General features: G+C 63.3%; 18 protein-coding genes. 6 read left to right on the top strand and 12 right to left on the bottom strand.

Annotated features, from left to right (window positions below; genetic code table 11):
* Positions 1 to 216: 216 nt before the first annotated feature.
* Together CXQ94_RS04110 and CXQ94_RS04105 are read left to right on the top strand one after the other, a co-directional pair.
* Positions 217 to 834 (top strand): DUF47 domain-containing protein, encoded by a 618-nt coding sequence (locus CXQ94_RS04110; RefSeq protein ID WP_104086949.1) that lies wholly within the window; start codon positions 217 to 219, stop codon positions 832 to 834.
* Between the two features lie 2 nt (positions 835 to 836).
* Entirely contained in the window at positions 837 to 1,847 is a 1,011-nt protein-coding gene (locus CXQ94_RS04105; protein ID WP_104086948.1) for an inorganic phosphate transporter, read from the top strand.
* Positions 1,848 to 1,953: 106 nt separating this feature from the next.
* On the opposite strand, the gene CXQ94_RS04100 is transcribed toward CXQ94_RS04105, so the two are convergent.
* The 5 genes from CXQ94_RS04100 to pstS form a co-directional block, all read right to left on the bottom strand.
* Positions 1,954 to 3,054, bottom strand: coding sequence for a hypothetical protein (locus CXQ94_RS04100; RefSeq protein WP_104086947.1), 1,101 nt, complete (start codon positions 3,052 to 3,054; stop codon positions 1,954 to 1,956).
* A 297-nt stretch (positions 3,055 to 3,351) separates the two neighbouring features.
* Positions 3,352 to 4,131 (bottom strand): phosphate ABC transporter ATP-binding protein PstB, encoded by a 780-nt coding sequence (gene pstB, locus CXQ94_RS04095; RefSeq protein ID WP_104086946.1) that lies wholly within the window; start codon positions 4,129 to 4,131, stop codon positions 3,352 to 3,354.
* A 24-nt stretch (positions 4,132 to 4,155) separates the two neighbouring features.
* Entirely contained in the window at positions 4,156 to 5,265 is a 1,110-nt protein-coding gene (pstA, locus tag CXQ94_RS04090) for a phosphate ABC transporter permease PstA (protein WP_104086945.1), read from the bottom strand.
* Positions 5,262 to 6,194 (bottom strand): phosphate ABC transporter permease subunit PstC, encoded by a 933-nt coding sequence (gene pstC, locus CXQ94_RS04085; protein WP_104086944.1) that lies wholly within the window; start codon positions 6,192 to 6,194, stop codon positions 5,262 to 5,264. Before pstC ends, pstA begins: the two co-directional genes overlap by 4 nt.
* Positions 6,195 to 6,216: 22 nt before the next feature.
* Positions 6,217 to 7,335 carry a phosphate ABC transporter substrate-binding protein PstS gene (gene pstS / locus CXQ94_RS04080; protein WP_104086943.1) on the bottom strand — a complete coding sequence of 373 codons (1,119 nt, stop codon included), beginning with the start codon at positions 7,333 to 7,335 and terminating at the stop codon, positions 6,217 to 6,219.
* 186 nt (positions 7,336 to 7,521) lie between these two features.
* Between pstS and CXQ94_RS04075 the strand changes: the two genes are divergently transcribed.
* From CXQ94_RS04075 to disA, 3 genes are all read left to right on the top strand, one after another.
* Positions 7,522 to 8,640 carry an aromatic acid exporter family protein gene (locus CXQ94_RS04075; protein ID WP_104086942.1) on the top strand — a complete coding sequence of 373 codons (1,119 nt, stop codon included), beginning with the start codon at positions 7,522 to 7,524 and terminating at the stop codon, positions 8,638 to 8,640.
* A gap of 81 nt (positions 8,641 to 8,721) precedes the next feature.
* A complete protein-coding gene (gene radA / locus CXQ94_RS04070; protein WP_104086941.1) occupies positions 8,722 to 10,113 on the top strand; it encodes a DNA repair protein RadA in 1,392 nt (463 codons plus the stop codon).
* A gap of 195 nt (positions 10,114 to 10,308) precedes the next feature.
* Entirely contained in the window at positions 10,309 to 11,379 is a 1,071-nt protein-coding gene (disA, locus tag CXQ94_RS04065) for a DNA integrity scanning diadenylate cyclase DisA (protein WP_104086940.1), read from the top strand.
* Positions 11,380 to 11,406: 27 nt separating this feature from the next.
* On the opposite strand, the gene CXQ94_RS04060 is transcribed toward disA, so the two are convergent.
* Positions 11,407 to 12,072 carry a hypothetical protein gene (locus CXQ94_RS04060; RefSeq protein ID WP_104086939.1) on the bottom strand — a complete coding sequence of 222 codons (666 nt, stop codon included), beginning with the start codon at positions 12,070 to 12,072 and terminating at the stop codon, positions 11,407 to 11,409.
* Between the two features lie 115 nt (positions 12,073 to 12,187).
* Here CXQ94_RS04060 and CXQ94_RS04055 point away from each other — a divergent pair, with 115 nt between their 5' ends.
* On the top strand, positions 12,188 to 13,117 hold the full coding sequence (locus CXQ94_RS04055; protein WP_104086938.1) for an A/G-specific adenine glycosylase: 930 nt from the start codon (positions 12,188 to 12,190) through the stop codon (positions 13,115 to 13,117).
* A gap of 209 nt (positions 13,118 to 13,326) precedes the next feature.
* Here the strand turns inward: CXQ94_RS04055 and dhaM are convergent, their stop codons facing one another.
* From dhaM to CXQ94_RS04025, 6 genes are all read right to left on the bottom strand, one after another.
* The gene (dhaM, locus tag CXQ94_RS04050) at positions 13,327 to 14,049 is read right to left on the bottom strand and encodes a dihydroxyacetone kinase phosphoryl donor subunit DhaM (protein ID WP_104086937.1); all 723 of its coding nucleotides are present in this window, start codon (positions 14,047 to 14,049) and stop codon (positions 13,327 to 13,329) included.
* Positions 14,046 to 14,711: a dihydroxyacetone kinase subunit DhaL gene (gene dhaL, locus CXQ94_RS04045; protein ID WP_104087323.1), complete on the bottom strand. Its 666-nt coding sequence runs from the start codon at positions 14,709 to 14,711 to the stop codon at positions 14,046 to 14,048. The genes dhaM and dhaL overlap by 4 nt, the downstream gene beginning before the upstream one ends.
* On the bottom strand, positions 14,699 to 15,700 hold the full coding sequence (gene dhaK, locus CXQ94_RS04040; protein WP_104086936.1) for a dihydroxyacetone kinase subunit DhaK: 1,002 nt from the start codon (positions 15,698 to 15,700) through the stop codon (positions 14,699 to 14,701). The genes dhaL and dhaK overlap by 13 nt, the downstream gene beginning before the upstream one ends.
* A 121-nt stretch (positions 15,701 to 15,821) precedes the next feature.
* Complete coding sequence (locus CXQ94_RS04035) at positions 15,822 to 16,328, bottom strand: amino-acid N-acetyltransferase (protein ID WP_104086935.1); 507 nt, start codon at positions 16,326 to 16,328, stop codon at positions 15,822 to 15,824.
* A 4-nt stretch (positions 16,329 to 16,332) separates the two neighbouring features.
* Positions 16,333 to 17,103, bottom strand: a complete 771-nt coding sequence (locus CXQ94_RS04030) for a TMEM175 family protein (RefSeq protein WP_104086934.1) — start codon at positions 17,101 to 17,103, stop codon at positions 16,333 to 16,335.
* 116 nt (positions 17,104 to 17,219) lie between these two features.
* Positions 17,220 to 19,709: an ATP-dependent Clp protease ATP-binding subunit gene (locus tag CXQ94_RS04025; RefSeq protein WP_104086933.1), complete on the bottom strand. Its 2,490-nt coding sequence runs from the start codon at positions 19,707 to 19,709 to the stop codon at positions 17,220 to 17,222.
* Positions 19,710 to 19,824: the final 115 nt, after the last annotated feature.

Genomic DNA, 19,824 nt, shown 5'->3' with positions numbered 1-19,824 from the left:
GTGAGTTTCGTCATCGTCGGGGACTCGTGCGGCCTGCCCGACTCACCGGCCCCGGTTGACAGTCGGGACACAACGTAGAACACTAAAAGTGGTGTCGAACTGCGGAACCCCCGGGCTCCATTTTTTAGCCGCCTTGAGCGGCCTACCGCCGTGAGGCGCTCCCGGTTCGACACCACTTTTATGCCCGAATGCCTGCCACACAACAAAGGCCCACACGTGAAGCTGCGATTCTTCCCCCAAGAAACGGCGGGGCTGGACACCTTAGCCCGGATGGCCGATCAGCTGCTGGCGGGCACCCACACCTTGGCCGAGCTACTGGGCGCCAGCCGCGCTGACTTCCCGGCACTGGCCGAGATTATGCGCCAGCACGAGGGCGCCTCCACCGCCGACTTCGCCACCCTGCTGACAACCATGCGCACCAGCTTCATCAATCCGCTCCCCCGTGAAGACCTTTACGCCTTGGGCCGGCTACTCAACGAGACAAGTGAAATCCTCACCGGCGCAGCCGAGCTGATTGAGCTCTACGGGCTGGACCGCGTCTCGCAACGTGCCGGCGACCAGCTGGAAATCCTCTCACGGCAAGTGGAATTGACCGTCGCAGCCATGAAGGCCCTGAACGATCTGGACTCGTTGGAGGACTACTGGCTGGAAGTTCTGCGATTGGCCAAGCGCGCAGACCACACGCACCGGGTCCTGATCGCCGAGCTGCTGGAGAACCACAGCCCCACCAGCTTCGCCAAGTACCGTATGTTGGCGGACCAATTTGCGGCCGCCAGCAAACAGATGCGCTCCGTCGCCACGCAAGTGGGCAGCATCATCGTCAAGGAATCCTGAGCTTGCTCGCGTTCCTGCTGGGGGCCGTGATCGTCGCAGCCGCGATTTTTGCGTTCCTGAACGGTTTCCGCGATGTCTCCTCCGCCGTCGCACTTTCGGTGCGTACACGGGCGCTGACTCCTACCATCGCCGTTCTGCTGGCAGGCCTTTTCAACTGTGTTGGGGCGCTGATCAGCGTGGTCTTGGCGGCGGCATTCGCCGACAGGCTCTTCACGGTTCCAGCCGGAAAGACAGGCCTGATCCTGCTGCTGGCGGGACTCGCCGGCGCGTGCTTGTGGGGTGTCTACCAGTGGTGGCGGGGGTATCCGTCGTCGTCCACGCACGCTCTGATTAGCGGTCTGGTGGGGGCTTCACTTGGCTCGTCGATGCTTGGACACCCGCCACTGGAGGGCATCAACACCACGCTACTGACCCTGGTGGTGCTGCCGTTGGTCCTGTCCCCTATCGTCGCCTACGCGCTCGGCTTCCTGGCCGTCTATCCCGCGGTTTGGGCTGCCCGCAACACTGCCCCCCACCAAGTCAACCGGCGCACCCGCCAGATGCAGTCGGTGGCCGGAGCGGCCGTTGCCTTTGGGCATGGACTCCAGGATGGCCAGCGGACGACGGCGGTGCTCTTGTTTGCGCTGGTGGCGGCCGGTGTGGGCGGGGCCGGGACGGTGCCGCTGTGGGTGCCAATTTTTACTGCGGTATTCCTGACAGCGGGAACCCTCTTTGGCGGGTGGCGCATCTCCTACACCATGGGCCACCGGCTGGTCAGGGTGGATCCCATGCGCGGCTTTGTCGCCCAGATGGTGGGAGCAGGTTTGCTGTTCATCGGCGCCATCGGGCTGGCCCTCCCTTTGTCCACCACGCATACCGTCACCTCAGCCATTGCCGGGGCAGGTGCCAACCAACGCTTTTCCGGCACCAACAGGCTGTTCATGGCCCGCATCCTGGGCGCCTGGGTGGCAACCCCGATCGCCTGCGCCTTCCTGGGCGCCCTCTTCTTCCTGGCACTCTCACCACTGACGTAGTCGGAGCCAATCGATCCCGATCCAGTGCGCAGATAATGTGACTTCACAGCCGTAAAGTCACATTATCTGCACCCTCGCGTGCTTGGCCGGCGGGAGGGGTTGGGGACTAGGCGTTGGCCGCCTCGATGATGTCCGCGTGCAGGCGCAATAGGGGTGCCGTTCGCTCGGCCGGGCCGCGTCCGAAGCCACACTCCGTAGCAATGCCGAACTCCGCGAAACCTGCCTCAGCCATCGCGGGACGGGCCGCAGCAATGCGTCGTCCGGCACCCTCGGTACCGTCCTCGTGGTGCACCAGGCCAAGGAACAGCTCGGTTTCCGGGTGAAGTGCGAGGTTGGCGAGCGGCGCAAAGTAAGCCGCGTCGTCGCGCTCAATCGGCACCGGCAGGTGCAAGAACTCGATGGGTCGGGAAATCTTGGCTGACAGGGCGTTGGCGACGGCCGTCAAGTTGCCAGCGTCGGCAGGCTCGGCGAAGTGCTTCTCGGCAACGTCGCCGTAGCAAAGGTGGATGCCGAACTGCACGTCCGCCGGAACGGCCGAGGCAACGGCAGCTGCCATGGATGTCGCGGCGTCGATGATCTGCTCCGTGGTGGGGTCAGAGCCCTCCACATACCAGCAGTCCGGTGTGTTGCCGCCCACGGCAACCTTTTCGATATGGCTGAACTCGACTGCCAGATCAATCTGAATGGCCAGGTCCGCGGCGGGGATCCCCGCCGCGATTTCCGCAATTTCGCGTTCCATGGCGGCGGCGTAGGCCGGGTAGACGGCGGGCTGGTCTGCAACAGCAATATACGAACCCAGCGGGGCCATCGGCGACGGAATGGCGACTTGGAAGCGGGTGCCCTCGGCGATCTTGCCGGCCTCCCTAAGTGTCTTGAAGTCCTGGTAGCTGGCGAGAGCTGCTTCGGCGTAGCCCAGCGGGCCGAACTTCAGATCGGCTGCGGGAACGGTTCCATCAAGGACGATCTTGCGCAGATCGAACCCGGCAATCATGAAGGGATCCCCGGGAACGCGGCTGAGCCCGCCAACGGCCTCAAACCTGGTGCCCTGGAACAGGATCCAGTGGTAGCGTTCGCCAACCTCACCGTCGGGGATGCGTGCCACATGGCCGCCAAGGTTTTCCGCCACAATTTGCAAGGTGTCTGCGGCGGTGGGCTGGTTGATGGATCCGACAAGGTGGGCGCCACGAATAGCGGGAAGTGAAGTCATAAACTCAGCCTAGGGGTGCTCTGCGCCACGGGCACAGTTGTTTCAGCCCGCTGTAACAGTGAAGTTCGTTGGGCCCACGGGCCCGAGGGACCCAAACCGAGCAACGCAGTTGCGCGAGTCGTTGAGCCCACGCTTGCCAGGTTCCCGAACCGAGGAACTCAGTTGCGCGAGTCGTTGAGCCCACGCTTGCCAGGTTCCCGAACCGAGGAACTCAGTTGCGCGAGTCATTGGGCCCACGCGCCCGAGGGGCCCCATTTGTAGTCGCGCCAGCGGCTGCAAATGGGGAGGGCGTGGGGACTATCCGAAGCGGCCGGAGACGTAGTCCTCGGTGGACTTCTGACCCGGGTTGTTGAAGATGGTGGCTGTCTCGGCGAACTCGATGAGTTTGCCGGGCTTGCCGGTGCCTGCAATGTTGAAGAACGCGGTCTTGTCCGAGACGCGCGCCGCCTGCTGCATATTGTGCGTCACGATCACCACCGTGTATTCGTCCTTGAGCTCGTTGATGAGGTCCTCAATGGCGAGTGTGGAGATGGGGTCAAGGGCGGAACAGGGCTCGTCCATCAAGATCACATCTGGTGAGACGGCGATGGCGCGGGCGATGCACAGGCGCTGCTGCTGGCCGCCGGAGAGGCCGGAACCGGGTTTGTCCAGACGGTCCTTGACCTCGTTCCAGAGGTTGGCACCCTGCAGGGACTTCTCCACCAGGGCGTCGGCGTCGGACTTGGGCATGCGGCGGCTGTTCAGCTTGACCCCGGCCAGGACGTTGTCGCGGATGCTCATGGTGGGGAACGGGTTGGGCCGCTGGAACACCATGCCGATCTGGCTGCGCACGGTGACCGGGTCCACGCCGTCGGCGTAGAGGTTGTCACCGTCAAGGAGCACCTTGCCCTCCACGCGTGCACCGGGGATGACCTCGTGCATGCGGTTCAGGGTGCGCAGGAACGTGGACTTGCCACAGCCTGAGGGGCCGATGAAGGCGGTGACGGACTTGGCGTCAAGGGTGATGTTGACGTCTTCCACGGCCAGGAAGTCGCCGTAGTAAACGTTCAGGTCGCTGACGTCGATGCGTTTAGACATAGTGAAAAGTTCCGTTTCTAAAAGTTAGCGGCCGGTTTTGGGCGCGAAGATGCGGGCCACAAGGCGGGCGCCGAGGTTTAGGAGCATGACCAAAATGATGAGCAGCAGTGCCGCAGCCCAGGCGCGTTGCGTGGACGGGTCCGGGTTGGACGGCGACGTGGGTGTCATGATCTGCGTGTAGATGAACGTTGGCAAGGATGCCATCCAGCCGGCAAAAACGTTCGTGTTGATGGTGGTGGCAAACCCCGCGGTAACCAGCAGGGGTGCCGTCTCGCCGATGACCCGGGCGATTGCCAAGGTGACGCCGGAGGCAATGCCGGAGATCGCCGTCGGAATGACAACCTTCATGATGGTCCGCCATTTACGCACACCCAGGGCGTAGGCGGCCTCGCGCAGCTCGTTCGGGACAATCTTGAGCATTTCCTCGCTGGAGCGCACCACCACTGGGATCATCAGTACTGAAAGGGCGACGGCGGCCACGAACCCGGTCTTGGTCCCTGGCCCCAGGATCATGGCGAAGAAGGCGGCCGCGAACAGGCCGGCCACGATGGAGGGGATGCCAGTCATGACGTCCACCAGGAACGTGATGACCTTGGAGAATTTGTTGCCGTCACTGTATTCGACCAGGTAGATGGCGGTCAGCAGGCCCACGGGTACGGAGATCAGGGTGGCCCACAAGGTGATCAGCACCGAGCCCATGAGCGCGTGGTAGACACCACCCATAACCGGGGTGTGGTTCGCGACGGAGGCGTTGTCTACCGCGCCGGTCACACCGTTCATGGAGGAGCCAAGGAACCCGGGGGTAATGAGTCCGGGGACGCCGTTGACCAACACGGTCCAGATGACCGAGATCAGTGGCAGCAGGGCAACCAGGAAGGCACCCAGCACCAAGGAGGTGGCAAGTTTGTCGGTGGCCTTGCGGCGGCCCTCCACAATGGCAGAGCTGCTCACGTTTCCAACCACAAACAAGACGGCGGCGAGGAATGCCCAGCCAAAAACGTTGAACCCGGCCAGCGCCATCAGTGCCGCTGCAACAATGACAGCGCTGACGGCGATTGCGTAGGGGGTGTACTTGGGGAGGCGCCCGCGGGTGAGCGCCGAGCGCTTGCGTTCGGTCATGAGCGTGGCCATCAGTTGGCTCCTGAGAATTCTTTGTGGCGGTTGATGATCCAGCGGGCCACCATGTTTACGCCCAAGGTGATGAGGAACAGCACCAAGCCGGCGGCGATGAGTTCATGCATGCGAAGGCCAAACGCTTCCGGGAAGTCCAGGGCGATCTCGGCGGCAATTGTCTGGTTTCCGGAGCGGATCAAGGACGCGATCAACGGTCCGGAGGAGAGGACAAGCGCCACGGCCATGGTTTCTCCCAAGGCGCGGCCCAATCCCAACATGACGGCACTGATGATGCCGCCGCGGGCAAACGGCAGTACTGCCATGCGAATCATTTCCCAGCGGGTGGCACCCAGGGCTAGCGCCGCTTCCTGGTGCAGCATGGGCGCCTGCAGGAAAATTTCACGGGTCAAGGAGGCAATGATGGGCAGGACCATGACGGCCAGCACAATGCCGGCTGTCAGGATGGTCTTGCCCGTGCTTGAGGCCGGTCCCGCAAAAATCGGGATCCAGCCCAGGTTATCCGCCAGCCACTGGTAGGGCACCTTCAGTTCGGAGGCGAGGAAACTCGCACCCCAGGCACCGTAAATTACGGAGGGGATGGCGGCTAGAAGGTCCACCACATAGCCCAGTCCACGCGCCAGTTTGCGCGGGGCATAGTGGGAGATGAACAAGGCCACGGCAACACCAATGGGCGTTGCAATGAGCAAGGCGATGGTGGCAGCGATGAGCGTGCCGATGACGATCGGGAAAATGTAGGAGAAGAACCCCTTACCCCCGGTGATGTCGGCCGCCGGCGCACTAAACGTGGGCAGGGCCTGCACTATCAGAAACAGTGCGACGGCGAACAGTACGGCCACAATCAGGGCACCGGCACCCAGGGCCGCACCGGAGAACACTTTGTCTCCGGTGCGACCTGTTCCGGCCCGGCGCGCGAGCTTGGTGGTGGACAATCTAATACCTTTTGTTGTAGCTCTACTTGGCGACGCTGATGGAGTCGATTGCTGCCTTAGCCTTGGCGGCGAGCGCAGCGGAGAGCGGAGCGCTCTTGGCGGCGGCTGCTGCCTGCTTCTGGCCTTCAGTGCTCAGCACAAAGGTACCGAAGGACTTGACCAGGTCGGTGGTTGCTGTGTCCGGGTAGTGGGCGCAGAACACACCGTAGGAAACGAGCACTGCCGGGTAGGCGCCGGCCACTGTGGTGGTGCGGTCCAGCTTCAGTGAGAGGTCGTTCGGGTTGCGGCCCTCAACAACCTTGGATGCGTCAACGGCCTTGGCTGCGGCTTCGGCGGTGACCTTGACGTAGGAATCGCCAACCTTCAGCTCAGCCTTGCCCAGGGCGTCGGTGACTGCGGAGTCATCGGCGTAGGTGACGGCGCCAGCGGTTTCGGTGACCGTCTTGACTACACCGGAGGTGCCCTTGGCGTTTTCGCCAGCCAGTGCTGCGGGCCAGTCGCCGGATGCCTTGTCAGACCAGACAGTCTTGGCTGCGGCACCCAGGTAATCGGTGAAGTTCTGCGTGGTGCCGGAGTTGTCCGAGCGGTGCACGGGCGTGATGGCCAGATCCGGCAGTGTGACCGACGGGTTGGAGGCCTTGATGGCGGCGTCGTTCCAGTTCTTGATGTCGCCGCGGAAGATCTTGGCGATGGTGTCGGCGTCGAGCTTGAGGTCCTTCACGCCGGGAACATTGAAGGCCACAGCGATCGGGGAGATGTACCACGGGACGTTGATGGCGCCGTCGGGCCCACACTTGGCCTTGGCTGCGGTGAGCTCGTCATCGCTGAGGTAGGCGTCGGATCCGGCGAACTGCACGGCTCCTGCGATCAGGGCCTTGCGTCCGGCGCCGGAGCCTTCGGGGGAGTACTGGATCTTGGCGCCGGTGTTGGCGGACTCGAAGCCGGCCTTCCAGGCGTCCATGGCGGCGGAGATGGAGCTGGCGCCGGTACCGGTCAGGGTTCCGGTGACCGTGGGGCCGGTGGTTGCTGCCGATGTGCCGCCGTTGCCGGGGCTCACAACGTTGTCAGTTCCGCAGGCGGTCAGTGCAAGTGCGCCGACGGTGAGAACTGCGGCCACGCGGCCAATGTGAAGTGCCTTCACGTGATTTACCTCTTCGATGGGTGTCTTTGGATTCCTTACTCTTTGAAGTTACGAGGATCAGATGAAGCAACACCCCCTCCTAAGTGAACGGAAGGTTAACGCTGCGGGGATTCTTCGTTATGGGGTACGACGTCGGTCACGCCACGGATCCAACGGAGCCCTGGCCGGGGCACATAGACTTAGCCCATGCCAGAGTCAGCCCGGGATGTAGCGAGTGTTTCGTTTTTGAAGCGGCGGGCTCGTCTGGGGCTGCGACGCAGCTACAACTCGCTGGTTCCTGCCTTGCTGATCACCGTCTGCGCCGTGGGCGCCTACTACTTTTCCGCGGAGGTACTGGGCCATCAGGGGCCGTTGTTTGCCGCGACAAGCGCCATCATCGCCCTGGGGTTTTCAGCGGATCCGCGCCTGCGCCGGGTGCTGGAGGTGGGTCTTGGCTGCACCATTGGCATTGTGGTCGGAGATACCCTGCTGCACTGGCTCGGCTCAGGGATTTGGCAGGCCGCCCTGGTGGTTTTCCTTTCGGTGCTACTAGCCCGATTCCTGGATTCCGGCGCCATTTTCACCACCCAGCTAGCGTTGCAGTCGCTGCTTGTGGTGTTGCTGCCCGTCCCGGCGGGCGGGCCATTCACGCGCAGCATTGACGCCGTGGTGGGCGGTTGCTTTGCCTTGGCCGCCACGTTGCTGATTCCGCGCGACCCCCGCCGGGCCCCCAAGGATGATCTAAAGGTCATGCTCGGCGAGCTTTCCCTGGTGCTGCGCGAATGCGCGTCGGCCCTGTCCTACAACGATTCCACCACTGCTTGGCACGCCCTGGTCAGGGCCCGCAGCCAGCAGCCGCGCATAGATGCGATGCGGCAGGGCCTGCGAAGCGCCGTCGAAATTGCCCGGCTTTCTCCCCTCTACCGGCGCCACCTTCAGGAGGTGGAGGGGATGTCCAAGGTGATGGAGCGCCTCGATTACGCCATGCGTTCGAGCCGGGTCCTGGCGCGGCGGCTGGCCAGTGTAATCAACAATGCGGCCCTGTCCGACGTCGGCACCATGAACCTTGCCGAGGTGATGAGTGAGTGCGCATCGGCCGTGGACGAGCTTGGTGCCGCCCTTGCCGACTCGGATTCCGGTTCCAACTTGAGCCATGCCCGGGATTGGCTGGCGGACCTCGCCACCGGTCTGCACCCCAGCAAGTTGGAGATCACGCGCATGGAGGGCGAGGCGCTGGTGCTGCTGTTCCGCACGCTCATGGTGGACCTGTTAGAGGTGGCCAAGATGGACCCGGCCGATGCCAGGGCGCTGCTGCCAAAACTGTAGTATCCCTTCATCCTGCGTGAAGCGCACACAGGCCGGTCTCGTAGGGGCGTCTGTGTCAGTGCCCGGCGCTAGGGTTGAAGCATGGCAACAAAAACGGCTAAGGCCAACGCTGGGCAAAACTATCGCTGCACCGAATGCGGCTGGACAGCCGTGAAGTGGGTGGGCCGGTGCGGGGAATGCCAGGCGTGGGGAACCCTTGATGAGATCGGCTCAGTGGTGGTGCGGACCACTGCGGCCACTACCGTGGTGCGCCCGGCCCAGCTCATCTCCGAGGTGGACGCCTCCAAGGCGGCCCACAATCTGACCGGCGTACCGGAACTCGACCGCGTCCTGGGCGGCGGCATGGTCCCCGGTGCCGTCATCTTGCTCGCCGGTGAACCGGGAGTAGGCAAGTCGACGCTGCTGCTGGATGTCGCCGCCAAGTTTGCCCGCAATGATCATGGCAGGGTGCCGCAAAAAGTCCTCTATCTTACGGGGGAGGAATCGGCGGCTCAGGTAAAACTGCGCGCCGAACGTATTGGCGCCGTTGCCGACACCCTGTACCTGGGTGCCGAAACGGACCTCGGCACCGCCCTGGGGCAGGTCGAGGCGGTCCAGCCGGCACTGCTGATTGTTGACTCAGTGCAGACGTTTAGTAGCGCCATGGTGGATGGCGCGGCAGGCGGTGTGTCCCAGGTCCGCGAGGTTGCAGCGTCGCTGATCGCCGCCGCCAAGCGACTGAACATGACCACGCTGCTGGTGGGCCATGTGACCAAGGACGGCTCCATTGCCGGGCCGCGCCTGCTGGAGCACCTGGTGGATGTGGTTTGCCAGTTCGACGGCGAACGCCACTCCCGTCTGCGTCTCCTGCGGGCTGTGAAGAACCGGTATGGGCAAACCGACGAGGTGGGCTGCTTTGACCTGACCGACAACGGGATCGAGGGCCTGGCAGATCCCAGCGGTTTGTTCATCTCCCGCACCAACACACCCGTGTCCGGAACCTGCATCACTGTCACCATGGAAGGCCGGCGCCCCTTGCTGGCCGAGGTGCAATCGTTGCTGACCCCCGCGGTGGGATCGTCGCCGAGGCGCACGGTCAGTGGACTGGACTCCACCCGTGTGGGCATGTTGCTGGCCGTGCTTCAACAACGTGCCGGTGTCAGGCTGGACTCCGACGACAGCTATGTTGCAACCGTGGGCGGTGCCCGGCTGAGCGAGCCGGCCATGGATCTTGCCGTTTCGCTGGCCATCGTCTCGGCCAAGACGAACAGGCCCGTCCACCACAAAATGGTGGCATTTGGCGAGGTGGGTCTTGCCGGGGAGGTACGCCCCGTACCCGGCATCAACCAACGGATCCAGGAAGCCTACCGGCTCGGATTCACCTACGCTCTGGTACCCAAGAGCCCCTCCGGCCCGGGTGAAATTCCGCCAAACTTCACGGTGAAACAGATCGAGCACGTTGCCGAAGCCACCGAATTGTTGCTGCACAGCTAGCCGGGATTCTTGCCCCGAAAGCGGTCAAAACTATGAGATTTAGCTGTCCGATGTGCCAATCGGCTCCAAATTGGCAGCCGCGAGTTGTAGCCCGGCTGGCAAAAGGCCGCAACGGCGCGTATTAAGGGCAAGTTCACACTAATATGGGGATTGTGACTTGTGCGGATACCCGCGCTTGAAAAGAAGGATTCGTCAATGCTTCGCAGCCCCGAAGATGCCCTCAAGGCCACTCTTGCCCGTGTTGCACCGGGAACCCCGTTGCGTGACGGGCTGGAGCGTATTCTTCGCGGACGCACAGGGGCACTGATTGTTCTTGGCATGGACAAGACCATGGAGAGCCTTTGCTCCGGCGGCTTTGAGATCGGCATCGATTTTGCGCCCACCCGCTTGCGCGAACTGGCCAAAATGGATGGCGCCATTGTTTGCGATAAGGACGTCACCAAGATCCTGCGGGCCGCGGTGCAGCTGGTCCCGGATCCCAGCATTGAAACCCAGGAATCGGGCACCCGCCACCGTACTGCCGAGCGCGTAGCCATTCAAACGGGTGTGCCGGTAGTTTCCGTCAGCCAGTCAATGCAAATCATTGCCCTCTACGTTGACGGGCTGCGGTATGTGCTGGAGGGCTCGGAGAAGGTTCTTGCCCGTGCCAACCAGGCCTTGGCCACCTTGGAGCGGTACCGTGCCCGGCTCGATCAGGTGACAAGCTCCCTGTCGGCGCTGGAAATCGAGGCGATGGTCACGGTTCGCGACGTGGCTGTGACCTTGCAGCGCCACGAGATGGTGCGCCGGATCTCCGAGGAAATTGCCCAGTATGTGTTGGAGCTGGGCGTGGACGGCCGGCTGCTCTCCCTGCAGCTGGATGAGCTTTCGGCAACGCGTGGCTCCGGTGCCGACATGGTGATCCGCGACTACACGGATCCCGAAACTACCGACGTTGACGAGGCTGTGACGGCCTTGCAGGACATCGACCAGGCCGACCTGATCGACTTGAACCTGATTGCCAGCGTTGTGGGGCTGCCGGCCGGAAATGACGCCCTGGATGGCATCATCCAGCCCCGCGGCTACCGCCTGGTTTCTGAACTCAAGGCGGTTCCCCGCGCAGTTGCCGGACGCCTTGTTGATCACTTTGGCGGGCTGCAGGACCTGATGGCTGCCACCATTGACGAGCTCATGGTGGTTGACGGAATCGGCGAACTGCGTGCCCGCACAGTGCGTGAGGGGCTCTCCCGTATTGCCGAGGCCAGCCTTCTGGACCGATTCCTCTAGGCTTGCCGCCGGCCTACTGGAGGTGTCCTACTGGAACTGGAAAATGACCTTGTCGCTTGACCATTTTCCCAGGGTCGCCACGAATACGTAGGTTGCTCCCCCGCCACCGGGTATGGCCGCTACGCTGGGACAGCCTTCAGCGCTGCGATTTCGTTTCCAGGTGAAATTGGCCGTCTCCGAGGCGCCCGGCTTAAGATTCTTGACCAGGTTTGACGGATCAACCGCACAATCCTTGGAATTGAAGATGGCGTCGTCACCGCTGGTGATCTTGAATTCCATCTGGCTGGTGCCGACATTGATGTCGCACGGGGCCTCGCCCGTATTGGTGACCCGCAAGGTCAAAATGGGGTCCTCCCCCGGCGCATAGACGGTCTTGTCCGACGTGCCACTAACCTTGATCCCGGCCTCGTTGCAGACGGCCGACGCCGGTGTGCCGGGCTTAATGGCCGGATTCTCGGCCTCCGGGGTGCTGACCGTACTCGGCGGCGCGGCCGGATCTGCCGTGCTGCCGCCGGAGGGGCTGAGCAGTGAAAACAAAGCAAAACCGGTGGCAATGAGCACGCCCACCAGAAGGAGAGCCAAAACGCCTACTACGGTCCGGCGTCGTCGGTAGACCTTGGCCGAGACCTTGGGTTTGGAGGCAGGCTGGCGCGCAGTATTGCCCTGCCCCTTTTTCCCTGATGTCGCCACCATTCCAGATTAGCGAACCCCCGACGCCGCAGCGGCCAACCACGCCGCCAAGCCGCCCGGTGATCCGGGCTACAGTGGAACTGCCCGTGCGAAGCAAGCGCCGGCAGAGGGAGTTGGAGTGCATCAGCAAGTGCGGGCATGGTTCCGCGAAACTGCCCGTGATTTGCCGTGGCGTGGCGATTGTTCCGCCTGGGGAATCCTTGTCAGCGAGATCATGTTGCAGCAAACCCCCGTGGTGCGCGTGCAGCCGGTCTGGGAGGCGTGGATGGCGCGCTGGCCAACGCCGGCCGCCTTCGCAGCGGAATCTCAGGGCGAAATCCTGCGTGCGTGGGGGCGGCTGGGCTATCCGCGCCGCGCGTTGCGCCTCCACGCGGCCGCCGCAATGATTGTTGACGAGCACGACGGCGAGGTCCCGGACACCTTCGACTCACTCTTGGCCCTTCCCGGCATAGGGACGTACACGGCCGCTGCCGTTGCCGCGTTTGCCTTTGGGCGGCGCGAGACAGTTGTTGACACCAATATTCGACGCGTCCACGCTCGGCTGTTCATCGGCCAGGCGCTGCCAGCCCCCGCACTAACAGCGGCGGAGATGAAGTTGGCCGCGGAACTGCTACCAGCGGACCCGGCCGAGTCAGTGGAATGGAACGCCGCCGTCATGGAACTGGGTGCCCTGATATGCACGGCCCGTAGCCCCAAGTGCGAGCTCTGCCCGGTGCAGGATAAGTGTGCTTGGATTGCCGCGGGCCAGCCGGAACCCACCTATATCCCCAAGGGTCAGCCATGGGCGGGAACCGACAGGCAGGTGCGCGGCGCCGTGATGGCCGTGCTGCGCGCCGCCGACGCCCCGATCCACGCAGACCTGTTGTGGACGCCAGAGGGCGAGCTTAAGGCCGCGCAGCCGCTGGCCCACCCGGCCGAGGTCAGATCGGCCTTGCGAAAGTTGCACGACCTCAACACGCATGCGCCGCAACTGGAACGGGCACTGGCGGGCCTGGTCACGGACGGGCTGGCCTGCCTCGCCGACGACGGGTACCAGCTGCCGCGTTGATCGATCCTGTCGAGATCCTGCGGTGTCGCCACTTAGTCGCGCGCACTCGACCACTCGACCACCAAAGGTGATACGGCGTTGCCCAAAAATGCGCCAGAAGTGATACGGCGTCGGGGCTGGTGTTCTCGTAGGCGACGTCAGGGAGGCCGAAGGCCGCCCGCGGCCGATGGCCGGAAAGTCGCCGAGAGAATGCCGGCCCCGACGTCGGGTCAGATCTCGCCGAATCCGGCCTCCACCTCGCTGCGCACAAGGTCCACTGCCTTTTGGGCGTCGGGACCCGTTGCCGACACTTTAAGCTCGGTTCCCTGACCCGCACCAAGGGTCATGAGCATCATGACCGACTGCCCGTCCACGCCGTTGATTTCAATCTCCACGTCCATGGCCCCCAGCTCGCCAGCCAGCACGGCGGCCGGCCGGGCGTGCAGACCCATCGGGTTGATCAGCTTCAACTGGGCAGTCACCGCAGCGGAGCCTGTTGCCCCGTCCTCCGAGCCGCCCCCGGCGCCATGGTCCGTGCCGCTGGAGGTACCTACTGACCCCAGCGCTCCCGCGGCTGCGGGATCCAGTGCGGTCTCGGCCGCTGCGCGAACCGTTGCCATGTTGGCACCGGATTGTGCCGTGACGGAGGCCGCGACGGCGCCCTCCACCAGGGGCGCGTCCGCCAGGACAATGTCCTGCGGATTACCCATAAATTCCAACGCCGCTTCGGCTGTCATCACGGCCGATCCCAGATCGGTCAGGACCACCACACCGTCACCGGTGTTGGCTGCATCCAGCGCCGCCATGACCTTCTCCAAGGAAGTCCCAATACCGCCGTCGTCGGTGCCACCGGCAGGGACCAGGAGAACATCCCGGGCCATCTGCGCAGCAAGTTCCACCACACCGGCGGCCAGCTGGGCACTGTGGGAGACGATGACCAGCCCAACACTCATGCGCCGGCTCCTGAGGCCGCGGCGTCGGCAGCGGCGCGCAGGATCAGGGCCGAGGACTCGGCGCCCGGGTCGCGGTGCCCGATGGCGCGCTCCCCCAAGTAGCTGGCCCGGCCCTTGCGCGCGACGAGGGGGTCAGTGGATTCGGCCCCCGCCCGGGCGGCTGTGGCGGCCGCGTCAAGGACTGCTGCGGGGCTCGCCCCGGCGGCTACGGCCGCAGCGGCCGCGTCAACTGCCGGCGCCCACGCGTCGATCATGGTCTTCTCCCCCACCTCGGCCTTGCCGCGTGCCACCACCCCATCGCGGGCCCCAGCCAAGGCGGCCGCTAGGAGCCCGGAATCAAGGGCAGCTTCATCGCCGGCCGCCGTGGCCGCGCGCAGGAACGCCGTGCCGTACAGCGGTCCAGCAGCTCCGCCGACCTTTGACATCAGGGTCATCGCTGCCAGCTTGAACACGGCCCCGGGCGTTTCGGGCTCGCCTTCTGCAAGTTTCACCAGGATGGCTTGGAAGCCGCGGTCCATGTTCTCGCCGTGGTCGCCGTCGCCGATTTCCCGGTCAAGTTCAATCAACTTCACCCGGTTCTCGGCGATTACCTCCGCGCTGCGCCGCAACCAATCCACGGCCCAGGCAGCATCCAGTGTCCGCCCCACGCTCACATCCCCCATCGCAGGGCGGGCGTGTTCACGGGTGCGTCCCACAGTTCGGTCATTTCCGCGTCGAGGCGCAGCACCGAAATGGAGCAGCCCTGCATTTCAAGCGCCGTGATGTAGTTGCCCACCAGGGAACGCTCCACCACCAGGCCCGCCGCTTCCAGCGCCTTCGCAGCATGCCGGTACACAATGTAAAGTTCGCTGGCCGGCGTGCCTCCCATGCCGTTGACGAACAGAAGAACCTTCTCCCCTACCGCCGGCTTGAGGTCGGTCAGGATTGGTTCCAGCAACCTGTCGGTGATGCCATCGGCGTTTTCCATCGGGATCCTGTGGCGGCCCGGTTCGCCGTGGATGCCGATGCCAATCTCAATCTCGTTCTCGGCCAGGTCAAAACTGGGCACGCCAGCATGCGGAACCGTGCAGGCGGAAAGGGCCACACCCATGCTGCGCACGTTGTCGTTCACGCGCTGGCCAATGGCGGCCACGGCGTCGAGATTGTCCCCGCGTTCGGCGGCAGCCCCGGCGATCTTCTCCACCAGCACGGTACCGGCTACCCCGCGCCGCCCCGCGGTGTAGAGCGAATCTTCCACGGCGACGTCGTCATTGACAAGCACTGTGCGGACCTCCACACCCTCGGCCTGGGCCATTTCGGCGGCCATCTCAAAATTCAGCACGTCGCCGGTGTAGTTCTTCACAATATGAACCACGCCGGCCCCTGAATTCGCTGCCAGGGTGGCCGGAATGATTTGGTCCGGGGTCGGGGAGGTAAACATGGCACCGGGGACGGCGGCGTCCAGCATGCCGTAACCCACATACCCGGCATGGAGGGGCTCGTGGCCGCTGCCGCCGCCGGAAATCAGACCAACCTTTCCGGCCCGGGGCGCATCCTTGCGCGTAACGAAAAGCGGATCGGGGTGAACGGTGACATGGCTGGCATGCGCCAAACCAAAGCCTTCCACCGATTCGTCGACTACTGACTTGGGATCATTGATGAGTTTTTTCATGACGGAACCCTCCAAATCGCACAGCGGAATATGAAGGCGAAAGGATAGCCCCCTTGCCTTGCTACGAACACTACCCGGCCAGCTGGGCAGTTGGTAGGTCATTTAGCGCCGTGGGGTGCCGCTAGAGGTGGCGGATCATCCGGGTGTTACCCAGCGTGTTGGGCTTGACCCGCGCCAAGTCCAGGAATTCGGCCACGCCTTCATCGGCCGAGCGCAACAACTCGGAGTAGACGGCAGGGTCCAGCGCGCCCTGATCGGCCATGACCTCAAAACCGTGGCGGGTGAAGAAGTCAACCTCAAAGGTCAGGCAGAACACTCGGCTCACGCCCAGTTCGCGCGCCTTTGCCAGGAGGCGCTCCACCAGGGCGTGTCCCACACCCTGGCCGCGCCACGCATCGGCGCTTGCCAAGGTGCGGATCTCTGCCAGGTCCTCCCACATGACGTGAAGGGCGCCGCAGCCGACTATTTCGCCGTCGATCTCAGCGATCAAGAACTCCTGAATCGCCTCAAAGTAGGTGACGGATTCCTTGGAAATCAGGATTCGCTGCTCCGCCAAGGGCGCCACCAAGTTCTTGATGGCGGAAACGTCTGGGGTGCGGGCGGGGCGGATAGTTAGCGCTGAAGTCACGGCTTCAGTCTATAGACCCGGCAGGCCCGGTTGCTGCCCGCCCCTCGGCGTCGAAGCGGGCCGTCTCGTCCGTCACGAACTGGCGCCTGCGGTATCTACCGGAAATCACCGAGTAGGGCCAAATGAGGATCCACGAAAACAAGGCGAGGTCTGGCCGGATGAACGCCAACGGGATCGACAACAAAAACACCACCCATCCGGCGTCCTGCCCCCGCAGTACCAGCCTGTACATGGGGGCATCGACCCAGGAGTGCATCAACCCAGCCCGGTATGCATGCCGCCACAGCAAATTCAGGCTCAGGTAACTGCCCGAGATGGTGAGTGCGTAGATCACCGGAGGCCAGGGTGTTTGTGAGTTTGCCTCGAACAAGAGCGACGTCGGCACAGGCAGGAACACCACAAAAAACAGGCCCACCAGGTTGATGACCTGCAGGCGTCCATCGTAGGCCTTGATGGCGTTGAACGTCCGGTGATGCCCCAGCCAGATCCGGCCAACCAGTACAAAGCTCAAAACAAACCCGGCGAATGGTTCCGCCTGACTCACCAGAAAAGTGTCGAATTCGGCCCCCGTAATATCCGGCGGCAGCACGGCCGGCTTAAGATCCAGAACAAGCAAGGTCATGGCAATCGCAAACACCGCATCACTGAAGAACACAGTTCGTGCAGTTTCGGGGCCGCGTCGCAGCCGTCCCTCGCGCTCGGCAATCAGTTCCGCGTACTTTCCCGGATCCCGTTGTGCTGCGGCACTCTTGTGACTCTCCCGATGGCTGCCCACAGGCTCAAATCTAGGCGGGTGCGGTCTTCGTGGCTAGGCCCTGGGGTTAAAGCGAAGGGGCAGCTTGTCCCACACCCTTAGGTGCGAGACAAGCTGCCCCCTCAAAAGCGGGACTGCTACGCGGAGGCCGCGATGGCGTCCGGGATGTGCGGCTTGGCGGTCCCAACGAAGGTGAACTTCGCGTCGTCGCCCTCGCCCTCAACATCCACAGTGACGATGTCGCCGTCCTTGAGTTCACCGAAGAGGATCTTCTCGGAGAGGTGGTCCTCGATCTCGCGCTGGATGGTGCGGCGCAGCGGCCGGGCACCCATGGCGGGGTCGTAGCCGCGGGTTGCCAGCAGGACCTTGGCGGCGGCCGTGAGCTCGATGCCCATGCCCTTGTCCGCCAAACGGCTCTCCAAGCGTGCGACCATCAGGTCCACAATCTCGATGATCTCGTCCTGGGTCAGCTGCGGGAACACCACAACGTCGTCAACACGGTTCAAGAACTCGGGGCGGAAGTGCTGCTTGAGCTCTTCGGTGACGCGTGCCCGCATCCGGTTGTAACCCGTTTGCGTGTCGCCGCCGGACTGGAACCCGGTGGCCACCGACTTGGAGATGTCGCGAGTTCCCAGGTTGGTGGTCATGATGATGATGGTGTTCTTGAAGTCGACCACCCGGCCCTGGCTGTCGGTGAGACGGCCGTCTTCGAGGATCTGCAGCAAGGAGTTGAACAAGTCGGCGTGAGCCTTCTCAACCTCGTCGAACAGGACCACGGAGAACGGACGACGCCGGACCTTCTCGGTCAGCTGGCCACCCTCTTCGTAGCCAACGTAGCCGGGAGGGGCACCGAACAGTCGCGAAACCGTGTGCTTCTCCGAGTACTCGGACATGTCAAGGGTGATCAAGGCGTCTTCGTCACCGAAGAGGAACTCGGCCAGTGCCTTGGCCAGCTCGGTCTTACCAACACCGGTGGGACCGGCGAAGATGAACGAGCCACCCGGGCGCTTGGGATCCTTCAACCCGGAACGGGTCCGGCGGATTGCCTGCGAGATGGACTTGATGGCCTCGTTCTGGCCGATGACACGCTTGTGCAGCTCGTCTTCCATCTTCAGCAGACGCGTGGACTCGGCCTCGGTCAACTTGAACACCGGGATGCCCGTGGAGTTAGCCAACACTTCGGCGATGAGTTCCTCATCGACCTCGGAGATGTCATCGAGTCCACCTGACTTCCACAGGCGCTCCTTCTCGGCCCGTGCGCTGATGAGCTTCTGCTCGTCATCGCGCAAAGCCGCGGCACCCTCGAAGTCCTGGGCGTCGATGGCGTCTTCCTTGCGCTTCTTCACAGCCGCAATTTCACCATCCATCGCCTTGAGCTCCGGCGGGGCGGTCATGCGACGGATGCGCAGCCGGGCGCCAGCTTCATCGATCAGGTCGATGGCCTTATCCGGCAGGAAGCGGTCGCTGATGTACCGGTCCGCCAAGGTGGCGGCGGCCGTCAGGGCGCCGTCGGTGATGGAGACGCGGTGGTGTGCCTCGTAGCGGTCACGCAGGCCCTTGAGAATCTCAATGGTCAACGGAACGGTGGGTTCCGGGACCTGGATGGGCTGGAAACGGCGCTCAAGTGCGGCGTCCTTCTCAATGTGCTTGCGGTATTCGTCCAAGGTGGTTGCACCGATGGTCTGCAACTCACCGCGGGCCAGCATGGGCTTAAGGATGGAGGCAGCGTCGATGGCACCCTCTGCGGCACCGGCACCCACGAGAGTGTGAATCTCGTCGATGAACAAGATGATGTCGCCACGGGTGCGAATCTCCTTGAGGACCTTCTTCAGGCGCTCCTCGAAGTCACCTCGGTAGCGAGAACCTGCCACCAGGGAACCCAAGTCAAGGGTGTACAGCTGCTTGTCCTTGATGGTTTCCGGAACATCGCCGCGGACAATGGCCTGCGCCAAGCCCTCAACAACAGCTGTCTTTCCCACACCGGGCTCACCGATCAACACAGGGTTGTTCTTGGTGCGGCGGGAGAGGATCTGCATGACGCGTTCCATCTCGTGCTCGCGCCCAATAACCGGGTCAAGCTTGTTTTCCCGGGCTGCCTGGGTCAGGTTCCGACCAAACTGGTCAAGGACCACCGAACCGGCGGGCTGACCTTCAGGCTGGCCGCCGCCGCTGGCGGCAGGCTCCTTGCCCTGGTAGCCGGAGAGCAGCTGGATGACCTGCTGGCGCACACGGCCCAGATCGGCACCAAGCTTCACCAGCACCTGCGCGGCAACACCCTCACCCTCGCGGATCAGGCCGAGCAGAATGTGCTCGGTGCCAATGTAATTGTGGCCCAGCTGCAGCGCCTCCCTGAGGGAGAGCTCCAAAACCTTTTTGGCGCGCGGCGTAAAGGGGATGTGCCCACTGGGTGCCTGCTGCCCCTGCCCAATGATCTCTTGGACCTGTTCCCGGACACCATCAAGAGAGATGTTCAAGGACTCTAAGGCCTTTGCGGCAACACCCTCACCCTCGTGGATGAGGCCGAGCAGAATATGCTCAGTGCCGATGTAATTGTGGTTGAGCATGCGGGCCTCTTCTTGGGCCAGCACAACAACACGTCGGGCTCGATCAGTAAATCGCTCAAACATTTCGCCACACTCCTTTTACTGCGTACTTTGATGCTACGCAGTGCCAGCCGTTCATGGGGGCTTGTTCGCCACAGGGGAAATATCATTCCTTCACTTCACTGGCGTTAATGCACGA

It is taken from the genome of Arthrobacter sp. GMC3, assembly GCF_002929305.1.
Classification (GTDB): domain Bacteria; phylum Actinomycetota; class Actinomycetes; order Actinomycetales; family Micrococcaceae; genus Specibacter.
The sequence above is the reverse complement of the archived record's forward strand: the minus strand, read 5'-3'. Positions and strand labels throughout refer to the sequence as shown.